General features: G+C 74.6%; 8 protein-coding genes. All 8 read right to left on the bottom strand.

Features of this window, described 5'->3' with window-relative positions:
* Positions 1-34 precede the first annotated feature (34 nt).
* Positions 35-1,603 carry an MFS transporter gene (locus ACWD4A_RS08265; protein WP_451190964.1) on the bottom strand — a complete coding sequence of 523 codons (1,569 nt, stop codon included), beginning with the start codon at positions 1,601-1,603 and terminating at the stop codon, positions 35-37.
* 16 nt (positions 1,604-1,619) lie between these two features.
* Positions 1,620-2,132 carry a GbsR/MarR family transcriptional regulator gene (locus ACWD4A_RS08260; RefSeq protein WP_451190961.1) on the bottom strand — a complete coding sequence of 171 codons (513 nt, stop codon included), beginning with the start codon at positions 2,130-2,132 and terminating at the stop codon, positions 1,620-1,622.
* 150 nt (positions 2,133-2,282) lie between these two features.
* Positions 2,283-3,695 (bottom strand): FAD-dependent oxidoreductase, encoded by a 1,413-nt coding sequence (locus ACWD4A_RS08255; protein WP_451190958.1) that lies wholly within the window; start codon positions 3,693-3,695, stop codon positions 2,283-2,285.
* A gap of 33 nt (positions 3,696-3,728) precedes the next feature.
* Entirely contained in the window at positions 3,729-4,556 is an 828-nt protein-coding gene (locus ACWD4A_RS08250) for a thioesterase II family protein (protein ID WP_451190955.1), read from the bottom strand.
* A complete protein-coding gene (locus ACWD4A_RS08245) occupies positions 4,543-8,598 on the bottom strand; it encodes a type I polyketide synthase (RefSeq protein WP_451190952.1) in 4,056 nt (1,351 codons plus the stop codon). Before ACWD4A_RS08245 ends, ACWD4A_RS08250 begins: the two co-directional genes overlap by 14 nt.
* 76 nt (positions 8,599-8,674) lie before the next feature.
* Positions 8,675-15,226, bottom strand: a complete 6,552-nt coding sequence (locus ACWD4A_RS08240; RefSeq protein WP_451191132.1) for a type I polyketide synthase — start codon at positions 15,224-15,226, stop codon at positions 8,675-8,677.
* A gap of 58 nt (positions 15,227-15,284) precedes the next feature.
* Complete coding sequence (locus tag ACWD4A_RS08235; protein WP_451190949.1) at positions 15,285-20,870, bottom strand: type I polyketide synthase; 5,586 nt, start codon at positions 20,868-20,870, stop codon at positions 15,285-15,287.
* Between the two features lie 55 nt (positions 20,871-20,925).
* Positions 20,926-23,535 (bottom strand): SDR family NAD(P)-dependent oxidoreductase (locus tag ACWD4A_RS08230; RefSeq protein ID WP_451190945.1); only part of this gene is annotated, 2,610 nt, incomplete at its 5' end.

The raw sequence follows: 23,535 nt of genomic DNA, 5'->3' as shown, positions 1-23,535 counted from the left end.
GTCCGGAAGGCACCGGGGGCATGCCCGGCGGTGCTCAGGCCGGCGAGCCGGAGGCCTCGGCCTGGTCGCCGATGCCGTCCTGGGACGTGTCCTCCTTCTGCGGCAGGGCCGCGCGCTTGGGCATGAAGGCCAGGGCCAGCAGGGCGGCGACGACGCCGATGCCGGAGCAGACGAACAGCAGGGTGTGCATGGCGTCCACGAAGGCGTCCCGCACGGCGGAGAGCATCGCGGGATTGTGGATCTTCTCGGCGATCGCGACACCCGTGGAGACGCTCCGGCCCGCCGCGTCCTCGATCTGCTTCGGTACGCCCGTCAGGTCGAGGTTGTTGCGGTAGCTGCCGTTGGCGACGGAGCCGAGCACGGCGACGCCGATCGCGCCGCCGACCTGGCGGAGGGCCTGGACGACGGCCGAGCCGACGCCGCTGCGCTCCTTGGCGAGGGAGTTGAGGGCGGCCGCCATCGAGCGGGTCATGGCCAGGCCGAGGCCGGCGCCGATGACGACGATCCAGAGGGCCACGTAGCCGTAGCCCGTGCCGGTCTTGGTGTAGGTGCCCATGAACAGGCCGATGGCGACCAGGAGGAAGCCGAGCGCGGGCACGGCCCGGGGGCCCATGTCGGGGCGCATCTTGTTGATCGCGCTGGCGCCGACGAGCAGTCCGCCGATCATCGGCAGCAGCCGCAGGCCGGTGCCGAGCGCGTCCGCGCCCTGGACGGCCTGGAAGTACTGCGGCAGGGCGAAGATGAGCCCGAACATCGCGAAGCTGACGACGGTGCTGAGGACGGAGCCCATGACGAAGCCCCGGGTGCGGAACAGCCGCAGGTCGACGAGGGGGTTGCCGGAGGCCGCGGCGATCCGCAGCTCCCACAGGACGAAGACGACCAGGGCGACCACGCCGCCGCCGAGCGACAGCAGTGCCTCGGCGCTTCCCCAGCCCTTCTCGCCGGCCTCGATGGCTCCGAAGGTCAGGGCGGTCAGGCCGATGCTGGAGATCAGGACGCCGAGGTAGTCGATGCCGACGTCCGCCGAACCGCGCGACTCCGGCACCACCTTGGCGACGGCGACGGCGCCGAGCACGACCAGCGGCACGTTGATGAGGAAGACCGATCCCCACCAGAAGTGGTTGAGCAGCGCGCCGCCGACGACGGGGCCGAGCGGGAGGCCGAGCATCGTGGACACGGCGATGACGCCGATGGCCTTGGTGCGCTCCTGTTCGGTCTCGAAGAGGTTGAGCAGTACGGAGGTGCTCATCGGGACGATGAAGGCGGCCGCGAGACCGAGCACCGCGCGGGCGGCGATCAGCTGTCCGGAGGAGCCGGAGTAGGCGCACCAGGCCGACGCGCCGCCGAACAGGATCAGTGCCACGACGAGGTACTTCTTGCGGCCGTACTTGTCGCCGAGCAGGCCGGCGGGGAGCAGGACCGCCGCGAGCACCAGGGTGAACGCGTCGACGATCCACTGGAGTTGGCTGGTCGACGCGTCCAGGTCGGCGCTGATCGTGGGCACCGCGACGTTGAGGATCGTGGCATCGATGCCCACGACGAGCAGGCTGAGCCCGATGGCGCCGAGCGCCCACCCTTTGCGGGTGGCCTCAGTGGTACTCATAACGACATCCCTTCCTTCATTCCCTTTCTCCTTGCCGGTTGCCGGAGTTGATGGCGTCCCAGCGCTTCCACATCGGCTCCGCCTCGGAGCTCAGCCAGGCGAACATCCGGTGGGCCTCCCGCATCCGGCGGCCGCGCGCGGCGTCGTCCGGGAACAGGTGCAGGCCCTCACTGGTGATGTCCACGAAGGAGGTGAGGCTTTCGAGCCGTCGTTTGAGCACGCCCGACCAGGCGTCCTCGGTGATCTGGTAGTAGGTGGCCCGGCGGCCGGGGCGGGTGACGGCCTGCACCATCCGGGCCTCGGTCAGCAGTCGCAGCGTCGTGGTCAGCGACGCCCTGCTGGCCTGCACGGCCTCGGCGATCTCCGCGGCGGTCTGTTCCGGCGGATCGCTCACCATGAGCCAGGCCATGGTCCGCCCCATGATCGGGGGCCAGCCGGCCTGTTGCATGAACCAGGCCGTCACCCGCTCCATCCAGGCAAGCACTTCCCCGGACAGAGGGGCGGGCCCCTCGTCAGTGCTCGATGACATTTAGCTTCTCCTAGGTGAAACAGCAACTTCTAGAAGTTTCAGTCATCACTGTAACCAGAGTGCCGGGGCGACGGAAGCGAAAAGACGCCGCCGGGGGCGGAATTCACCCCCGGCGGCGTCAACGTTCCGTCAAGTAGTTCGGGATTCGGACTAGTTCACCACCACCGGAGTCGCCGTACGCCGCTCCGCATCGGTCAACGTCGGCCCCTCCGACCGCCCCTGGCCGGCGGACATCCTCCCCAGGGCGGCTTGGACCGCAGGGGTCTGGAGCGCGTCGGCCGCCCCCGACAGCGTGTTGACCTGCATGGCCGCCGCACAGACGACCGGGTCGCGGAGCGCGGCCTCCCCGATGAGGTCGGCCTGCGCGCGCCGCTCGTCCGCGTACCGGGTCAGCCGCGGGTCCCGCGTCTCGGTGTAGACGTCCGGGTAGCAGATGTCCTGGGAGGTGCCCAGCGACCACGGGGTGTCGACCACCGCGCCGATGGCCCGCTGCGCGCCGCGCGCCATCCCCGGCTTGACGCCGGTCTCGTCCAGCGCGGCGCCCAGCGCGGCGGCGCCCAGCGCCGCCGCGCTCATGCCGTGCCCGTAGACGGGGTTGAACGCGGCCACCGCGTCCCCGACGACGACCAGGCCCTCCGGCCAGTCGACGAGCCGGTCGTAGAAGAGGCGGCGGTTCGCGGTCGAGCGCGACGCCTGGACGCCGGTCAGCGGCCGGGCGTGGGCCACGAGTTCGGCGAGGAGCGGGTGGCGCAGGGTCTCCAGGTAGGCGGTGAAGCCCTCCTCGGTGTTCGGCGGTTCGCCGCCGCGCGTGCCGGAGAGCGTCACCATCCAGCGGCCGTCCTCGATCGGCAGCAGGATGCCGTTGCGGCCCGGCACCCCGGCGCGGTGGTCGGCGTAGACGCTCACCAGGGGGAACTTCCCGGCCGCGCCCCCGGGCGCCTGGAAGATCCGGGTCGCGTACGCCATCCCGGAGTCGACCACGTCCTCCTGCACGGCGGGCAGCCCCAGGGCGGCCAGCCAGCGCTTCATGGGTGACCCCCGGCCGCTGGCGTCCACCACGACGTCGGCGTCGAGCACCGCCACCGTGCCCTGGCGGCGGGGCTTGTACGTGACCCCGGTGACCCGTTCGGCGTCGCCGCGCAGCCCGATGACGTCCGTGTCGCCGAGCACGGTGATCCGCGGATCGGCCTGCGCCCGGTCCCGTACGGTCCAGTCGAGCAGCGACCGGCTGGCCGCGATCATGAACTGGGTCTCGGGGAAGCGCTGTTGCCAGCCGTACGCGGTCAGCGACACCAGGTCCTCCGGCAGGCCGATGCGGTGGGCACCCGCCTCCAGCAGCCGTTCGGTGGTGCCGGGCAGCAGCGACTCGATCACCCGCGCCCCGCCCGACCACAGCACGTGGGTGTGCCGGGCCTGCGGTACGCCCTTGCGCGGGTCCGCGCCGCCGGGGAGGCGGTCGCGGTCCAGCACGGTGACGGTGTCCACGTGGCGGGCCAGCGCCGTGGCGGCGAGCATGCCCGCCATCCCCGCGCCCAGGACCACCGCACTCGTCTTCTCGCCCATGGTTCCTCCGGGTTCCTTGTCGGTGCGGGCCGGTCAGCCGGCCGCGGTGACCCGCGCGAGGGTGGCCGTGACCGCGTCGGCGACCCGGTGCCACTGCGCGGAGAGGTAGAAGTGGTTTCCGGGGAAGCTCCGGAACATGACCGGCCCGGTGGTCTCGTCGCACCAGCCGCCCATGTCGCTCCCCCGGGCCCAGGGGTCGTCGTCGCCGCTGAACACGCCGACGGGGCAGCGCAGCGGGGGGCCGGGCCGGTAGCGGTGGCCGTCGATCGCCCGGTAGTCGGCGCGCAGCACGGGTAGCACCATCTCCAGCATCCCGGGGTCGTCGAGCAGGCCGGCGTCCGTGCCGGTGAGGTGGCGCATGTCCGCGACGATCTCGGCGTCGGTGCGGTCGCGGAGCCGGTGGCCGCCGGTGCCGACGGCCGGTGCGGGCCGCCCGGAGACGACGAGTCCGACCGGCTGCCGTCCGGTGCGGGCGGTGAGCCTGCGGGCCACCTCCCAGGCGACGAGCGCCCCCATGCTGTGGCCGAACAGGGCCAGCGGCGCGTCCCCCGCGTGCTCCAGCGCCTCGGCGATCCCGTCCGCGAGCCGGGACAGGTCGTCGACGAGCGGCTCGGAGCGCCGCTCCTGACGGCCCGGATACTGCACGGCCAGCACCTCGATGCCCGGCGGCAGCACCCGGGCGAGCGGGCGGAAGAAGGTCGCCGAGCCGCCCGCGTGCGGCAGGCAGACCAGCTGGACCGGGCCGCCCTCCGCCGCGGCCGGGGTGTAGCGGGTGATCCAGGGGCCGGTCCGGCGGTCCCAGTCGGTCATGGTGTCCTTCCCGTTCGTCGGTGTGCGGCGCGGCCGTTCAGCCCAGGGCACGGAGGAACTCCTCGACGGCCTCGGCGGTCCTCGCGGCGTGGTCGGCCTCGATCATGGAGAAGTGGTCCCCGGGGACCTCGGCGAGCGTGTGCTCCTGCTCCCAGGTGACCCGCCACCCGTCCCCGCCCGGCCGGGCGCCGGGGCCGCCGAGCGGCTCGGTGGCCCGTACGAGCAGGGTCGGGGCGGCGAGCGGCGGCACCGTGTAGTCGAAGGTGGCGTAGCGGGCGCGGGCGGTGATCCAGGCCTCCCCCGCGCCGTCGCCCGCCTGCCCGATCCGCTCCCGGCGGTCGAGCAGCGAGTCCTGGACCGCCGTGCCCCACTCCGCTCCCAGGCCGTGCCCGCCTCCCCAGGTCGGGGTGTCCAGCAGGACGAGGGCGTCGGGGGCGGTGCCCCGGGCCTCCAGGTGGGCGGCCGTCACGCTGGCGACGGTGCCGCCCCCGGAGTGTCCCAGCAGCGCGAACCGCCGCCCGGCGGCCGCCCGGCGCGCGGCGTCGGCCAGGGCCTCGGCGAGCGCCCCGACGGTCGCGGGCAGCGGCTCGCCCGGCAGGAAGCCGGGGAGGCCGACCATGGCGGCGGCGCGTTTGCCGCGCCATCCGGAGGCGAGCCGGGAGTACTGGTGGAAGTTCTGCTGCCATACGAAGGACGGGAAGCAGATCAGCACCGGTTCGTCGGGGCCGTCGCAGAGCCGGACCGTGCGGGGCGGCCGCCCGAGGTCGGCGGCCGACGCGAACGCGGGCCTGAACGCGGCCAGTTCCGCCATGAGGTGGTGGGCCTCGACGGTCCTGCCGTCCTGGCAGGCCCGCAGGAACAGCGCGCCGAGCCCTTCCCCGGAGGCGGCGGGCGCGGCGTCCGCCCCGCTCCCCCGGGCCAGTTCGCCGTCGAGGAAGGCCGCCAGGTCCCGGGACGTGGGGTGGTCGAGGACGAGGGTGGCGGGCAGCGCGAGCCCGGTGGCCGCGCCGAGCCGTTCGGCGAGCTCGACCGCCGACATCGAGTCGAAGCCGAGGTCGGCGAAGTTCCGGTCCGGGGCCACGGCGTCGGCGGAGGCGTGCCCGAGGGTTCCGGCGACGTACTGGCGCACCGCTTCGAGCAGTCGCTCCCGGCGCTCCCCGCCGTCCAGGCCGTGCAGGAGCTCGCGCAGCGGCCGCCGGCCGGTGTCCGTGTCCGGTGCGCCGGTGCCCGCGGTGGCGGCGCGCATGCCGGGCAGGGCCGGGACGGTGCCGTCCGCTTCCGGGTCCGTGGCGTTGTCCGTGGCGTTGTCCGTGGCGTTGTCCGTGACGTTCTCCAGCCAGAACCGCTGCCGTTGGAAGGCGTACGTCGGCAGGTCGGCACGGCGGGCGCCGGTGCCCGCGAAGACCGCCTCCCAGTCCGGGCGGATGCCGCGGACGTGTGCCAGGGCCACGGCCGTGAGCGCGGTACGGGTCTCCGGGCGGCCGCGGCGCAGCGTCGGGACGAGGACCGCGTCGGCGGCGCGGTCGCCGAGGCAGTCGCGTGCCATGGCGGTGAGGACGGCGTCGGGCCCGAGTTCGACGAAGCGGGTGACGCGGGCGTCGGCCAGGGTCCGTATCCCGTCGTGGAAGCGGACGGCGGACCGGATGTGGCGTGCCCAGTAGTCGGGCGAGCGGAGTTCCTGTCCGGTGGCGAGCCCGCCGGTCACGTCGGAGACGACGGGGATGCGGGGCGGTGCGTAGGAGAGGCGGCTCGCGGCCAGCCGGAACTTCTCCAGGATGCCGTCCATGCGCGGGGAGTGGAAGGCGTGGCTGGTGCGCAGCCGCCTGGTCTTCCGCCCGCGCTCCGCCCAGTGCGCGGCGAGCGCGGCGACGGCGTCCTCGTCGCCGGAGACGACGGTGGAGCGGGGGCCGTTGACCGCGGCGACGGACATCTCGTCCTCGCGGCCCGCCAGGAGGGGGGCGACCTCGTCCTCGGACGCCTGGAGGGAGTACATCGCCCCGCCGGCGGGGAGTCCCTGCATCAAGGTGGCGCGGGCGGCGACGAGTTCGGCCGCGTCGTCGAGCGACAGGACCCCGGCGACGTGGGCCGCGGTGAGCTCGCCCACGGAGTGGCCGATGAGGTAGGCGGGGGTGACGCCCCACGACTCCCAGAGCCGGTAGAGGGCGACCTGGAGGGCGAAGGTCGCGGGCTGGGTGTACAGGGTGTCGTCCAGCAGGGCGGCCTCGGGCGAGCCGTCCGCGGCGAGGAGCACGTCCCGCAGGGGGCGCCCCAGGTGCCGGTCGAGGCTCGCGCAGGCGCTGTCGAAGGCGTCGGCGAACACGGGGAACGCCGCGTGCAGTTCCTGGCCCATGCGCGGGCGCTGGGCGCCCTGTCCGGTGAAGAGGAAGGCGGTGCCGCCCGGTTCGCCCACGGTGCCCTCGACGACGGCGGGGTCGGGCCGGCCCTCGGCGAGGGCCCGCAGGCCGCGGAGCGCCTCGTCGCGGTCCCCCGCGACGACCACGGCGCGCTCCCCGAGCGCGGCGCGGGTGGTCGCCAGGGACCAGCCCACGTCGGCGAGTTCCGGCCCGGGGCGCCCCGCCAGGTGGTCGGCGAGCCGGGCGGCCTGGGCGCGCAGGGCCGTTCCGGTCCGCGCGGCGACGGGCAGCAGGACGTCGGCGGGGCGGTGCGCGGTGGCCGGGGGCCGCTCGCCCGGCGCGTGCCCGGGGGGTGCTTCTTCGATGATCACGTGCGCGTTGGTGCCGCTGATGCCGAACGCGGAGACCGCGCAGCGCCGTGGGCGCCCGCCGGTGTCGGGCCAGGGCCTGGCCTCGGTGAGGAGCCGGACCCCGCCCGTGGACCAGTCGACGTTCCGGGAGGGTTCGTCGACGTGCAGGGTCCTGGGGAGGGTGCCGTGCCGCATCGCCTCGATCATCTTGACGAGCCCGGCCGCTCCGGCCGCGGTCCCCGAGTGTCCGAAGTTCGACTTGATGGACCCCAGCCACAGCGGGCGGTCCTCGGGGCGTCCCCGGCCGTAGGTGTCGAGCAGGGCTCCGGCCTCGATGGGGTCGCCGAGCCGGGTGCCGGTGCCGTGCGCCTCGACCGCGTCGACGTCCCGCGCCGTGAGTCCGGCGTTGTCCAGGGCGGCGCGGATCACCTTGCGCTGGGCCGAACCGTTGGGTGCCGTCAGGCCGTTGCTGGCGCCGTCCTGGTTGAGCGCGGAGCCGCGGACGACCGCCAGCACCGTGTGGCCGTTGCGCTGGGCGTCCGAGAGCCGTTCGACGACGAGGACGCCCGCGCCCTCCGCCCAGGCGGTGCCGTCGGCGGCTTCGGCGAACGCCTTGACCCGGCCGTCGGAGCCCATGCCGCGCTGCCGGGCGAACTCCACGAAGAGCGCGGGTGTGGGCATGACGTTCGCCGCGCCGACGAGGGCGAGCGGGCAGTCGCCGGAGCGCAGGGCGTGGGCGGCCTCGTGCAGCGCCACCAGGAAGGACGAGCACGCGGTGTCGATCGACAGGGCGGGGCCTTCCAGGCCGAGCGCGTAGGCGATGCGGCCGGAGGCGACGCTGGGGACGCTGCCGGTCATCGCGTAGCCCTGGACCTCGGCCGGGACGCGGGTGACGCCGCTGCCGTACGCCGCGTACGAGACGCCGACGAACACGCCGGTCCGGCTGCCCTTCAGCGCCAGCGGGTCGATGCCCGCCCGTTCGCACGCCTCCCAGGCGACCTCCAGCAGGATGCGCTGCTGCGGGTCCATGGCCAGCGCCTCGCGTGGTGAGATGCCGAAGAAGTCGGCGTCGAAGTGGGAGACGGCGGGCAGGAATCCGCCCTGCCGCACCCGGGGGGCGCCGGGCACGCCGCCGTCGGCGTCGAAGAGGGCGTCGAGGTCCCAGCCCCGGTCGTCCGGGACGTCGGTCATCAGGTCCCGGCCGTCGGCGACGAGCTCCCAGAGTTCTTCCGGGGAGTCGGCGCCGCCGGGGAAGCGGCAGGCGGCGCCCACGATCGCGATGGGATCGGCCGCGGCCGCCAGGAGCTGCTGGTTGTGTTTGCGCAGCCGGTCGGCCTCGGTCAGGGCCGCGCGCAAAGCCTCGACGATCTGTTCCGTCGACGTGGCCATCACGTACTCCGTTCCTGTTCTTCCTGTTCTTCCTGTTCTCGGTTCGCCCGCTCGGCGGGCGCTGCGCGGCGTGCGCTCATCGGCCCGCGTCGCCGAGGGCCGCGCGGACGAGGTCGTCGACGTCCATGTCGGCGATGGCTCCGGTCTCCTGTGCCGCGGCGGGTCCGGGGTCGTGGTCCGCCGGGTCGGCGGCGAGCTCCAGCAGGGTGTCGAGCACGCCGGCGCCGCGGAGCCTGGCCAGGGGGATCGCCGCCAGGGCCTGCCGGACGCGGAGTTCCTCGGCGGAGTCCGCGGGCGGGTCGCCTGCGTCGGGCACGAGCCGCCGGTGCAGGTGTCCGGCGAGTTCGGTGGGTGAGGGGAAGTCGAAGACGAGGGTGCTGGGCAGGCTCAGTCCGGTGCGGGAGTTGAGCCGGTTGCGGAGTTCGACGGCGGTGAGCGAGTCCAGTCCCAGGTCCTTGAACGCCCGGTCGGGTCCGACGGCGGCCGTGTCGGCGAGCCCGAGCACGGCGGCCACATGGGACTGCACGAGTTCCGTCAGCAGTTGCCGCTGCTCGGCCCCGGACCGTCCGGCGAGCCGGGCCTCCAGTGAGCGTGCCTCGACCTCGGCACCGGCCTGCGCGGCCTGGCGGACCGGTGCCCGCCGTCCGCCGGCCAGTTCGCGCAGCATCGCGGGCAGCGGTCCCTTGTCCGCCTGCTGTCGCAGGGTGGCGAGGTGCAGGCGGGTGGGGACGACCAGGGCCTCGCCGGCGGAGCGGCCCGCGTCGAACAGCGCGTTGCCCTCCTCCGCGGAGATGGGCAGCACTCCGGACCGTGTCATCCGCGCCACGTGCGACGCGTCGAGCTGTCCGGTCAGTTCACTGGTCTCGGACCAGTAGCCCCAGGCCATGGACACGGCGGGCAGGCCCTGGGCGCGGCGGTGGTGGGCGAAGGCGTCGACGAAGGCGTTGGCCGCGGCGTAGTTGCTCTGGCCGGGGTTGCCGAGGACTCCCGCGCCCGCCGAGTACAGCACGAAGTCCGCCAGGTCGAGATCCCGGGTCAGTTCGTGCAGGTTGACCACGGCGTCGACCTTGGGCCGCAGGACCCGTTCGACGTGCCCGGGGGTCAGCGAGCCGACCAGGCCGTCCTCCAGCACGCCCGCGGTGTGCACCACGGCGGTGAGCGGGTGTGCGGCGGGGACGGCGGCGAGCATCGCGGCCAGGGCCTCGCGGTCGGCCGCGTCGCAGGCGGCGAGTCGCACGCTGTCGGCGCCGAGTGCGGTGAGTTCCGCGGCGAGTTCGGCGGCACCGGCCGCGTCCGGGCCCCGGCGGCCGGCGAGCAGCAGGTGCCGGACGCCGTGTGCGGTGACCAGGTGCCGGGCGACGATGCCGCCGAGGGTGCCGGTGCCGCCGGTGACGAGGACGGTCCCGGCGGGGTCGAGCGGCCGGGGCACGGTCAGGACGAGTTTCCCGGTGTGCCGTGCCTGGCTCATGAGGCGGAAGGCCTCCGGTGCCCGGCGCACGTCCCAGGTGCGCGCGGGCAGCGGCCGCAGGATGCGCCGTTTGAAGAGGGCGACGAGTTCGGTGAGGATCTCGCCGATCCGGTCGGCGCCCGCGTCGATGAGGTCGTACGGGAGGTAGTCGACGCCGGGGTGGCCGGCGGTCACGGCGTCCGGGTCGCGCCGGTCGGTCTTGCCCAGTTCCAGGAACCGGCCGCCGCGCGGCAGCAGGCGCAGCGAGGCGTCCACGAAGTCCTTGGCGAGGCAGTTGAGCACGACGTCCATGCCCTGCCCGTGGGTGGTCTCCTTGAAGTGGTCCTCGAAGTCCAGGGTCCGCGAGGACGCGATGTGCTCCTGGTCGAAGCCCATCTTGTGGAGGGTGTCCCACTTCCCCTCACTGGCGGTCGCGAAGACCTCCGCGCCCCGGTAGCGGGCGAGTTGCACGGCGGCCATGCCCACGCCACCGGTCGCCGCGTGCACGAGCAGCCGCTGCCCTTCGGCGAGCCCGCCGAGGTCGTGGAGGCCGAAGTACGCGGTGAGGAACGCGGCGGGGACGGCGGCGGCCTGTTCGAAGGACCAGCCGCGCGGTATGGGTACGACCAGCCGCCGGTCGGTCACGGACACCGGGCCGAAGGGGTCGTGCAGCAGGCCCATGACCTTGTCGCCGACGGCGAGGCCGGTCACCCCGGGGCCGGTGGCGGTGACCACGCCGGCGCCCTCGCTGCCCAGCCGGGTCTGGCCGGGCACCATGCCCAGACTCACCAGCACGTCGCGGAAGTTGACGCCCGCCGCCCGTACGGACACCCGGACCTGCCCCTCCTTCAGGGGGGCGAGGGCTTCGGGGTGCGGCAGCAGTTCCAGGTTGTCGAGCGTGCCGGGTCCGGTGGTGTCCAGCCGCCAGGCCCGCTCGTCGGCGGGCGGGGTCAGCGGCCGGTCCGTGCCGGCCCTGGTGAGGCGGGGGGTGAGCGCGGTGCCCGCCCGCAGGGCGAGCTGCGGTTCGTCGGCGGCGAGCGCGGCCTGGACGGCCACGCCGAGCCGGGCCCGCGACTCGTCGCGGCCGTCGAGGTCGACGAGGAGGAAGCGCTCCGGGTTCTCGGCCTGCGCGGACCGGATCATGCCCCACAGCGGGGCGTGCGCCAGGTCCTCGACGTCCTCGCCGTCGTGCACGGACACGGCGCGGCGGGTGGCCAGGACCAGGCGGCAGTCCCCGAGCCGCTCGTCGGCCAGCCAGGCCTGCACGGTGGCGAGCAGGCCGGTGACCGTCCGGTGCACGGCCGGTACGAGGTCGCGGGTGCCGGGTGCGGTGTACGACAGGAGGGCCACCCGGGGGGCGGGGGTTCCGGCCGCGACGGCCGCGGCCAGTTCCCCGGGGCCGGGGTACGTGGCGGCGAGGGTGCCCGCGTTCCGGAGCGAGGGGGCCAGGCCGTGGGCGTCGTCGCCCAGGAGGACCCAGCTGTCCGGGGCGGGGGCGCCGCCTTCGGGCGGCAGCGGGTTCCAGCCGACGCGGAACAGCGCGTCCCGTGTCGCGTCCGGCGCGGTGTCGAGCCGCACGGGGCGGAACACCAGGGAGCCGACGGACACGACGGGCGCGCCCTGGACGTCGGTGAGCGTCATCGACAGGGTGTCGTCGCCCTGTGCGGTGATGCGGACGCGGACCGCGGTCGCGCCCACCGCGTGGAGGGTCATGTCGCGCCAGACGAACGGCAGCTGGGTGCCCTCGCCCAGGAAGTCGCCGAACCCGGTGGCGTGCAGGGCGGCGTCCATGAGGGCCGGGTGGATCCCGAACCGGCCCGCTTCCTGCCGCAGTTCGTGCGGCAGCGCCGCCTCGGCGTACACGGTGTCGCCGAGCCGCCACGCCGAGCGCAGGCCCTGGAAGGCGGGGCCGAAGCGGTAGTCGGTGTCCTGGGCCCGTTCGTACATGCCCTCGGTCTCCACCGGACGCGCGCCTGCGGGCGGCCAGGCGGTGAGGGTGTCGGTGCCGGGTCCGGCGCCGGGGGCGAGGACTCCGGTGGCGTGGTGGGTCCAGGGCGTGTCGGGCCCGGCGTCGTCGGCGCGGGCGTACACGTCGAGGGCGCGCCGCCCTTCGTCGTCGGGGGCGGCGACCCACAGCTGGAGGTGGAGGCCGCCCTGCCGGGGCAGGACGAGGGGCCGCTCCAGGGTCAGTTCCGCGACCCGGTCGCAGCCGGCCTCGGCGGCGGCGCGCAGGGCGAGTTCCGCGAAGCCCGCGCCCGGGAAGAGGACGGACCCGCCGATGGCGTGGTCGGCGAGCCAGGGGTGGGTCTTCAGGGACAGCCGGCCGGTGAGCAGGATCCGGTCCTCGTCCGCGGCCCGGACGGCCGCGCCGAGTACGGGGTGGCCGGTGCCGTGGAGGCCGAGGTCCCCGGCGTCGCCGGCGGCGTATTCGGCGTCCAGCCAGAAGTGCTGCCGCTGGAAGGCGTAGGTGGGCAGTTCGGTGTGGCGGGTCTCCGTGCCGGCGAACACCGCGTCCCAGTCGACGGGCAGGCCGCGTACGTGGCCTTCCGACAGGGAGGTGAGGAAGCGGGCCGGGCCGCCCTCGTCGCGGCGCAGCGTGCCGAGGGCCACGGCGTCCCGGCCCGTGGCCTCGAAGGTCTCCTGGAGGCCGACGGCGAGGACGGGGTGGGCGCTGGCCTCGACGAAGAAGCGGTAGCCGTCGTCCAGCAGTGCGCGGACGGTGTCGTCGAAGCGGACGGTCTGCCGGAGGTTGGTGTACCAGTAGGCGGCGTCCAGGCCTGTGGTGTCGAGGGGTCCGGCGGTGACGGTGGAGTAGAAGGGGATGTCGGAGGCGCGTGGTGCGATGCCGTCGAGGGCGCCGACGACCCGGTCGCGGACGGACTCGACCTGGGCGGAGTGGGAGGCGTAGTCGACGGCGATGCGCCGGGCCCGTACGCCGTCGGCCTCGCAGGCGGCGAGCAGTTCGTCGAGTGCCTCGGGCTCTCCCGAGACCACCGTCGAGGAGGGGCCGTTGACGGAGGCGACGGAGATCCGCTCGCCCCACTTCTCCAGGCGCTCGCGGACCTGTTCGGCGGGCAGGGGTACGGACGCCATGCCGCCGCGCCCGGAGAGTCCCTCGGCGATGGCGCGGGCGCGCAGGGCCACGCCCTTGGCCGCGTCCTCCAGGGACAGGGCGCCCGCCACCACGGCGGCCGCGAACTCGCCCTGGCTGTGGCCGACGACAGCCGACGGCCGGACGCCGGCGGACTGCCACAGGGCGGCGAGCGAGACCATCACGGCCCACAGCGCGGACTGGACGAGGACCACGTCGTCGAGGGCGGCCGCGTCGCCGTCGCGGAGCAGGCCGGTCACGGACCGGCCCGTGTGCGGCAGCAGGGCCGCGTCGCATTCGGCGAGCCGCGCGGCGAACACGGGCGAGGTGGCGAGCAGTTCGGTGGCCATGCCCGCCCACTGCGAGCCCTGGCCGGGGAAGACGAAGGCGACGCGGGGGGTGCCGGGGCGGGCCCGGCCGGTGATCACCTGGGCGGCCGCCTCGCCCGAGGCCAGGGCCGCGAGCCCGGCGAGCGCGCTCTCGCGGTCCGCGGCCAGCACCACGCCGCGTTCCTCGAGCGCCGCCCTCGTGGTCGCCAGCGCCCGGCCCGTCTCGGGCAGGGCCGGCCCGTCGTGGTCCGTGACGTGTGCGGCGAGCCGCTGGGCCTGGGCGCGCAGGGCGGGTCCGGTGCGGCCGGAGACGACCCAGGGGACGACGGTCAGTTCCAACGGGGCGGTGCGCGGCGGTTGTTCGCCGGCGCTCTCCTCCGGGGGCGCTTCCTCCACGATGATGTGCGCGTTGGTGCCGCTGATGCCGAAGGAGGAGACCCCGGCCCGGCGCGGGCCGCCGTCGCTCTTCCACGGCACGGGCTCCACGAGGAGTTCCACGGCGCCGGAGGACCAGTCGATGTGCGGCGAGGGGGCGTCGACGTGCAGCGTGCGCGGCAGTGTCCCGTTGCGCAGGGCCATCACCATCTTGATGACGCCGCCGACACCGGCGGCGTGCGCGGTGTGGCCGATGTTCGACTTGAGGCCGCCGAGCCACAGCGGCTTGCCGGCCGGGCGGGCCTGTCCGTAGGTGGCGAGGAGGGCGTGGGCCTCGATGGGGTCGCCGAGGCTGGTGCCGGTGCCGTGGGCCTCGACGGCGTCGACCTGGTCGGGCGACAGGCGGGCGTCGGCGAGCGCGTCGCGGATGACGCGCTCCTGCGAGGGGCCGTTGGGGGCGGACAGGCCGTTGCTGGCGCCGTCCTGGTTGACCGCGCTGCCGCGGATGACGGCGAGGACGCGGTGGCCGTTGCGGCGGGCGTCCGAGAGCCGTTCCAGGAGCAGCAGTCCGGCCCCTTCCGAGGGACCGAAGCCGTCGGCCCCGGCGGCGAACGCCTTGCAGCGGCCGTCGGCGGCCAGTGCCCGCTGGCGGCTGAAGGTGACGAACCCGGCGAGGGTGGGCATGACGGCGACGCCGCCGGTCACCGCGAGCGAGCAGTCGCCCGTGCGCAGCGCCTGCGCGGCCAGGTGCAGCGCGACCAGCGACGAGGAGCAGGCCGTGTCCACGGTGACGGCGGGGCCCACGAGGCCGAGGCTGTAGGCCACCCGGCCGGAGACGACGCTGGCGAAGGAGCCGGTGCCCGAGTAGCCCTCCAGGCCCTCGGGGATGCGCTGCCGGCCGGTGATGTAGTCGATGGTGGCGGCGCCGATGAAGACGCCGGTGCGGCTGCCCTTCGCCGTGGTGGGGTCGATGCCGGCCCGTTCGAAGACCTCCCAGGAGGTTTCCAGCAGCAGCCGCTGCTGGGGGTCCATGGCGAGGGCCTCGCGGGGGTTGACGCCGAAGAAGTCGGCGTCGAACTCCCCGGCCTCGTGCAGGAATCCGCTCTCGCGGACGTAGGTCTTCCCCTCGGCGTCGGGGTCGGGGTCGTAGGAGCCCTCGAGGTCCCAGCCGCGGTTCCCGGGGAAGCCGGAGATGGCGTCGCCGCCCGAGGCCACCAGCTCCCACAGGGCCTCGGGGGACCGGGCGCCGCCGGGGTAGCGGCAGGCCATGCCGATGACGGCGACGGGTTCCGGCTCCTCCAGTTCGCGTATCCGCCTGCGTGCCCGGCGCAGGTCCGTGGTGGCCCGCTTGAGGTATTCCCGCAGCTTGTCTGCGCTGTCCATCAGCCCTCACAACCATTCGTGATCGAGTCCAGCCGGATCCGGGGCGTCGCGCGGGCCGCGGTCACGGGGTGTCCAGTTCGTCGTCGAGCAGCGCGAACAGCTCGCTGTCGGTGGCGGAGTCGAGGGCCGGGGCGTCGTCGGTGGCGGCGGCCGATCCGGTGTCGTTCCACTTCGACAGGAGGGCGTGCAGACGGGTCGTCACCTTCTTGCGGGTGTCGGTGTCGGCGGCCGCGACCGTGAGGAGGGCGGTCTCCAGCCTGTCGAGTTCGGCGAGGGCGGGCGGGAGTGCGGCGGGTGCCTCCGGGGCGATCCGCTCGCGCAGGAACCCGGCGGTGGCGTTGAGCGTGGGGTGGTCGAAGACCAGGCTCGCGGGCAGTTGCAGTCCGGTGGCCGCCTGGAGGCGGTTGCGGAGCTCCAGCGCGGTGAGCGAGTCGAAGCCGAGCTCCTTGAAGGCCCGGTCGGGTTCGATGGCCTCCGGTGTGCCGTGCCCGAGGACCGAGGCGACGTGGCCGCGGACGAGTTCGACCAGGGTGTGGTGCTGGTCGGCGGCCGACAGGCCGGCGAGCCGCGCGGGCAGGTCCGCCGCCCCGGACCGCTCGTCCCGGGCCTCGGCGGCGCGCCGCGCGGGGGTGGCCCGGACGAGGCCGCGGAGCAGGTCGGGCAGGGTGCCCTCGGCGGCGCGGGTGCGCAGGGCGGCGGTGTCCAGGCGGACGGGCACGAGCAGTGCCCCGTCGAGCGCGGTGGCAGTGTCGAAGAGGGCCGTGCCGTCGTCCTCGGACAGCGGCAGGATGCCGGCCCGCGCGAACTTGGCGGTGTCGGCGGCCTCGGCCATCGCGCCGCTCTCCGCCCACAGGCCCCAGGCCAGGGACTGGGCGGCGCGGCCCTGTGCGCGCCGGGCCTGGGCGAGTGCGTCGACGAACGCGTTGGCGGCCGCGTAGTTGCCCTGGGCGAGGCTGCCGAGGACGCCGGACGCGGAGGAGAACAGCACGAACGCCGACAGGTCCGCGTCCGCGGTGAGTTCGTGCAGGTGCACGGCCGCGGCCACCTTGGGCGCGAAGACCCGGGCCACGTCCTCGGGCGTCAGCGCGTCGAGAGGGGCGTCGGCGAGGACGCCCGCGGCGTGCACCACGGCGGTGAGGGGACGGGTGGCGGGGATGCCCGCGAGGAGCGCGGCCACAGCGTCCCGGTCGGAGACGTCGCACGCCTCGACGGTGACGGCCGCGCCCAGGGAGGTCAGTTCGCGCTCCAGCTCCGCTGCGCCGGGGGCCCGCTGTCCACTGCGGCTCGCGAGCAGCAGGTGGCGTACGCCGTGCTGTTTGACGAGGTGCCGGGCGAGGACCGCGCCGAGTCCGCCGGTGCCGCCGGTGATCAGTACGGTGCCCTCGGTGCTCCACCGGGGGGTCCCGGTGGCGGCACCGGCCCGTACGAGCCGGGGTGCGAGGACCGCTCCGGCGCGCAGCGCGATCTGGGGTTCGCCGGAGGCGACGACCGCGGGGACGGCGCTGGGGAACACGGCGAGGGAGCCCGCGTCGGCGTCGAGGTCGAGGAGGGCGAAGCGGCCCGGGTGCGCGGACTGCGCGGAGCGGACGAGCCCCCAGAGCGGGGAGGCGGCGAGGTCGCCGGCCGGGTCGGTGTCCCGCGCGGCGACGGCGTCGCGGGTGACGACGAGGAGGCGGGTGGCGGCGAACCGCTCGTCGGCCAGCCATTCCTGGAGGAGGGCGAGCAGCCGGGTGGTGGCCTCCAGGGCGTCCTGGGCGAGGCCGTCCCCGGTGCGCGGGGCACCGCCGCAGGAGACGACGGCGAGGTCGGGCGCGGGCAGGCCCGCGTCCATGGCCTCGGCGAGCGCGGCGAGGTCCGCGTACAGCTGGGGGTAGGCGCCGGACTCCTCCAGCGCGTCGGTCAGTTCGAGCGGGTCGTCGCCGAGGACGACCCAGTCGGCGGTCTGGCCGGGGGCGGGCACCGGCGTCCATTCGACGTGGTACAGCGAGTCGAGGGGGGTGCCGGCGGCGCGCAGTTCCTCGGCGGAGACGGTGCGGGGTGCCACGGCCTCGGCGGAGGCGACGGGCGCGCCGGTGGCGTCCGACACGGTGAGCGCCATCGTGCCGTCCTCGCCGGCCGGGCGGAGGTGGACGCGCAGCGTGGTCGCGCCGACGGCCCGCAGTGTCACTCCCGTCCACTCCGACCAGAGGTTCCCGGACCGCGCCTCCAGCAGGGCGGGTTGGAGGGCGGCGTCGAGCAGGGCGGGGTGGATGCCGAACCGGCCCGCTTCGCGCGCCTGGTCCTCGGGCAGGGCCACCTCGGCGAAGAGTTCCCCGCCGGTGCGCCAGACGGCGCGCAGTCCTCGGAAGGCCGGGCCGTAGGACTGTCCGGCGTCGGCGAGGCGCGGGTGGAAGTGGGTGATGCTGACGGGCTGGGCGCCGGGGGGCGGCCAGGCGGCGGCCTCGTCGGCTTCGTCGGCCTGCCGGGTGTCCGCGCCGGTGGTGAGGAGGCCGGTGGCGTACCGGGTCCAGGGCGCGTCGAACTCGGCGCCTTCGGGCCGCGCGTGGATGCTCAGCGCGCGGGCGCCGGTGTCGTCGGCGGCGGCCACGGTGGCCTGGAGCTGGACGGCGCCCTGGGCGGGCAGGGTCAGCGGGGCGTCGAGGGTGAGGTGGTCCAGCCGGTCGTGGTCGACCGCTTCGGCGGCGCGCAGGGCGAGTTCCACGAAGGCGGTGCCGGGGACCACGACGGTGCCCGAGAGCACGTGGTCGGCCAGCCAGGGGTGGGTCTTCAGGGACAGCCGCCCGGTCAGCAGGGCGTCGCCGCTGTCGGCGAGCCGCACCGCGGCGCCCAGCAGCGGGTGTTCGGTGGCGCCGAGGCCGAGCCCGGCGGGGTCGCCCGCGCCGCCGGCCGTGGCTTCCAGCCAGTAGCGCTGCCGCTGGAAGGCGTACGTCGGCAGGTCGGCGCGTGTGGCGCCGGTGCCGGCGAAGACCGCGTCCCAGTCGACCGGCAGGCCGCGTACGTGCCCTTCGGCGAGCGAGGTCAGGAAGCGGTGGGGGCCGCCTTCGTCGCGGCGCAGGGTGCCGAGGGCCACGGCGTCCTTGCCGGAGTCCTCGAAGGTTTCCTGGAGGCCGACCGTGAGCACCGGGTGGGCGCTGGTCTCCACGAAGAACCGGAATCCGTCGGCGAGCAGCGCGCGGACGGTGGCGTCGAAGCGGACGGTCTGCCGGAGGTTGGTGACCCAGTACTCGGCGTCCAGTTCCGTGGTGTCGATCGGCGCGCCGGTCACGGTCGAGTAGAAGGGGACCGCCGAGGCGCGCGGCTCGATGTCCTTGAGCGCGTCGACGACCTGTTCGCGGATGGTGTCGACCTGGGCGGAGTGGGAGGCGTAGTCGACGGCGATGCGCCGGGCCCGTACGCCGTCGGCCTCGCAGGCGGCGAGCAGTCCGTCGAGCGCCTCGGGTTCTCCGGAAACCACGGTGGAGGAGGGCCCGTTGACGGAGGCGACGGAGATCCGCTCGCCCCAGGGCCCGATGCGTTCGCCGACGTCGGCGGCGGGGAGGGCCACGGACACCATGCCGCCGCGGCCCGACAGGCGCTCGGCGATGGCGCGGGCGCGCAGCACGACCACTTTGGCCGCGTCGTCGAGGGACAGCGCGCCGGAGACCGCGGCGGCGGCGATCTCCCCTTGGCTGTGGCCGATCACTGCGGCGGGCTCCACGCCGGCGGACCGCCACACCGCGGCGAGGGACACCATCACCGCCCACAGCGACGCCTGCACCACCACGACGTCGGACGGCGGCGCGGTTTCCGCGCGGCCGCGGACGACGTCGAGCACGGACCAGTCGACGTACGGGCGGAGCGCCGCGTCGCACTCGGCGAGGCGTTCCGCGAACACCGGCGAGGATTCCAGCAGTCCGGCCGCCATGCCCGTCCATTGCGAGCCCTGCCCGGGGAACACGAACGCCACCCGGCCGCGCACCGAGGCCACGCCGGTCAGTACCTGGGGTGCGGGGTCGCCCTGGGCCAGCGCGGCGAGCCCGGACCGTGCCTCGTCGAGCCCGGTGGCCAGGACGGCGCCACGGTGTTCGAGTGCCTCGCGTGAAACGGCCAGGGACAGGCCGGTGTTCACGAGGTGGTGCGCGGGGTGCGCGGCCAGCCGTCCGGCCTGGGCCCGCAGGGCGGCGTCGGTCCTGCCGGAGACGAGCCACGGGACGGTGTCCCCGGCGAGCCCGAGCCGGTTCGGCGCGGGCTCGGGGGGCGGGGTGCCGTCGGCGGGCTCCCCGGCTCCGGGTGCTTCTTCGAGGATGACGTGGGCGTTGGTGCCGCTGATGCCGAAGGCGGAGATCCCGGCGCGGCGCGGGTGGCCGCCGGCCTGCCACGGCACGGGCTCGGTCAGGAGGCGTACGGTGCCGGGCGACCAGTCGACCTGCGGGGTGGGGGTGTCGACGTGCAGGGTGCGGGGCAGCAGGCCGTGGCGCAGCGCCTGCACCATCTTGATGACTCCGGCGACACCGGCAGCGGCCTGGGTGTGACCGATGTTCGACTTGACGGAGCCGAGCCACAGCGGCCGGTCGGCGGAGCGGCCCTTGCCGTAGGTGGCGAGGAGGGCCTGGGCCTCGATGGGGTCGCCGAGGGTGGTGCCGGTGCCGTGGGCCTCGACGGCGTCGACCTCGTCGGCGGTGAGCCGGGCGTTGGCCAGGGCGGCTTCGATCACGCGCTGTTGGGAGGGTCCGTTGGGGGCGGTGAGGCCGTTGCTGGCGCCGTCCTGGTTGACGGCGGAGCCGCGGACGACGGCGAGGACGGGGTGGCCGTTGCGGCGCGCGTCGGACAACCGTTCCAGGAGGACGAGCCCGGCGCCCTCGGAGAAGCCGGTGCCGTCGGCCGCGGCGGCGAACGCCTTGCAGCGCGCGTCGGCGGCGAGCACCTGCTGGCGGCTGAACTCCACGAATTCCATGGGGCTCGGCATCACCATGGCCCCACCGGCGAGTGCCAGGGTGGACTCCCCCGCGCGCAGCGACTGCACGGCCCAGTGGAGGGCGACCAGTGACGAGGAGCAGGCCGTGTCGAGGGTGACCGCGGGCCCTTCCAGGCCGAAGGTGTACGAGACGCGGCCCGAGACGACGCTGTTCGCGGACCCGGTCATGGTGTAGCCCTCAAGGCCCTCCGGGATCTGTTCGACGTCGGCGCCGTACCCGGTGTAGGAGGCGCCGACGAAGACGCCCGTGCGGCTGCCGCGCAGGGTGGCCAGGTCGATGCCCGCCCGCTCGAACGCCTCGTAGGAGGACTCCAGGACGAGGCGCTGCTGCGGGTCCATCGCGAGGGCCTCGCGGGGGGATATCCCGAAGAGCCCGGGGTCGAAGTCGGCGGCGCTGTCGACGAATCCGCCGGCGCAGGCGAGTTCCTTGCCCTCGGGGTCGCGCAGGCTCAGCCCTTCGAGGTCCCAGCCGCGGTTCGTGGGGAAGCCGGATATGGCGTCGCCGCCATCGGCGACCAGCCGCCACAGGGCGTCGGGGTCCTCCGCGCCGCCGGGGTAGCGGCAGGCCATGCCGATGACGGCGATGGGCTCGTGCTCCTTCGCCTCCACGGACCGCAGGCGGTGCTGGGTCCGGCGCAGGTCCGTCATGACCTTGTCGAGGTAGTCCCGAAGCTTCTTCTCGTCGTTCGTCATCGTCAGCACTCTCCGCTGATAGCAAGGGAACTTGCGCGAGGGTCCGGCGAGCGGGTCACAGAGTTCCCAGCTCTCGATCGATAAGGTCGAACATCTCGTCGTTGCTCACCGTGGTGAATTCGTTCTCCGGGATGTCCGTGCCGGTGGCGGCGGTGTCGCTCCCGGTCCATTTCCACAGCAGTTTTTCGAGGCGTTTGGCGAGCCGGTCGCGCGTCTCGTCGTCGGCGCGCGCGGCGGCGAGCACGGCTTCGAGGCGCTCCAGTTCGGCGAGGCCGGGCAGGGTGTCGGCGGGGTCGTCCAGGCCCATCTCCCGCCGGAGGTGTTCGGCCACCGCCTCGGGGGTGGGGAAGTCGAATACGAGGCTGGTGGGCAGGGTGAGGCCGGTGGTGGCGCCGATGCGGTTGCGGAGTTCCACGGCCATCAGGGAGTCGAAGCCGAGTTCCCGGAAGGGGCGGCTCGGGTCGATCGCGTCGCGGGCGTTCTCGTCGAGGGTCACGTGGCCCATGACGACTCCGGCGTGGGAGCGGACGACTTCGAGCAGTTCGTGCCGTTGTTCGCCGGCGGACAGCCCGGCGAGCCGGGCCCGCAGCCCGTCCGGGCCCCCGCCGCCCGTGGCGGGGTCGTCGGCACCGGTGCCGTGCGGGGCCGCGAGTGCCCGCACGGCGGCGGGGATCTCGGTGAAGAGAGACGTGGGGCGCTTGGCGTGGAAGACGGGTGCGAAGCGGTCCCAGCGCAGGTCGATGAGGACGGCGGTGGTTTCGTCCCGGTCGAGGACGTGCTGGAGCGCGGCCGCGGCCCGCTCGGGCGCCATCTCGTGGATGCCTTCGAGGCGGCCCCGGGCGCCGACGGCTCCGGCGGCCATGCCGGTGCCCTCCCAGGTGCCCCAGGCGATCGAGGTCGCGGGCAGGCCGGCGGCCCTGCGGTGCTCGGCGAGGGCGTCGAGGAAGGCGTTGCCCGGCGCGTAGTTGCCGAGCGCGGGCAGGCCGAAGGTGGCACCGAAGGAGGAGCAGAGCACGAAGGCGGAGAGGTCCGCGTCCCGGGTGAGCTGGTGGAGGTTGACGGCGCCCCGCGCCTTGACCTGGAGCACCCGGTCCATCTGGTCCGGTGTCAGCGAGTCGACGACGCCGTCGTCGAGGACGGCCGCAGCGTGGACGACGGCGGTCAGGGGGCGTTCGGCGGGGATCTCGTCGAGGAGCCGCGCGAGGGCCTCGCGGTCGGACACGTCGCAGGCCGCGAGGGTGACCTCGGCGCCGAGGTCCGTGAGTTCGGCCTCCAGCTCGGTGGCGCCGGGCGCGTCGGCGCCCCGGCGGCCGACGAGCAGCAGGTGCCGCGCGCCGTCGCGGGCCAGCCGGCGGGCGAGGTGGCCGCCGATCCCACCGGTGCCGCCGGTGATCAGCACGGTGCCCCGGGGTTTCCACGCGCGCCGTACGGGCGTGTCCGCGGCGGGTGCGTGGACGAGGCGGCGGGCGTATGTGCCGGAGGGGCGTACGGCCAGCTGGTCCTCGGCGCCCGGCTCCGCGAGCGCGGCCGCGAGGCGGGCGGCGGAGGCGTCCACGATGTCCGGGAGGTCGATCAATCCGCCCCACAGCAGGGGGTGTTCGAGGGCGATGACGCGCCCGAGGCCCCAGATGTGCGCCTGCGTCGGGCGGGTCAGGGGTTCGGCGGCCGGGTCCACGGATACGGCGCCCTGGGTGGCGCACCACAGTGTGGCGGCGACGCCCAGTTCTTCGGAGGCCCCGATGACGGCTTGGGCGAGCGCCACGGTGGCGGACAGCCCGACGGGCACGGCGGGGTGGGCGGGGTGGGCGGTCTCGTCGAGGGCGAGCAGTGACAGCACGCCGACCGGGCCGGTGTCCTCTTCCGCCAGGGCGTCGCGCAGCAGATCGGTGAGCTGTGCGCGGTCGGCGCGGACGGGGTCAACGTCCAATCGCCGTACGTGCGCGCCGTGTTCCTCCAGGGCGCGCCGGGAGCCGACGGCCCAGACGTGGTCGGTGGCGGTTGTCGGGACGACGAGCAGCCAGCGGCCGGACAACGTGGGCGCGGGCCCCGCCGGGACGGGCCGCCACACCACCCGGTACCGCCAGCGGTCGACCGTCGACGCATCACGCCGCCGACGCCGCCACGACGACAACGCGGGCAGCACAGCACTGAGCGGCTGATCCGCCCCCACAGCCAGCTCCGCCGCCACCCCATCGAGATCCCCACGCTCCACCGCGTCCCAGAACCCCGCTTCGACGGCGTCGGCGGCTACCGTCTCGGGCTCGTCGGTGTCCGCGTCCTCCAGCCAGTAGCGCTGCCGTTGGAAGGCATAGGTGGGGAGGTCGACGCGCTGGGCACCCGTACCGGCGAACACGGCATGCCAGTCGACGGACAAGCCGCGTACGTAACCTTCGGCGAGGGAGGTCAGGAAACGCTCGGGACCGCCCTCGTCACGACGCAGAGTGCCCAGCGCGACAGCGTCCTTACCGGAATCCTCGAAAGTCTCCTGCAAACCCACCGTCAGAACAGGATGCGCACTGGACTCGACGAAGTAACCGAAACCATCGGCGAGGAGAACACGCACCGTCTCGTCGAAACGGACCGTCTGCCGGAGATTGGTCACCCAGTACTCGGCATCCAACTCCTTGGTATCGATCAGACCGCCAGTGACGGTCGAGTAGAAGGG

It is taken from the genome of Streptomyces sp. NPDC002537, assembly GCF_053594975.1.
The sequence above is the reverse complement of the archived record's forward strand: the minus strand, read 5'-3'. Positions and strand labels throughout refer to the sequence as shown.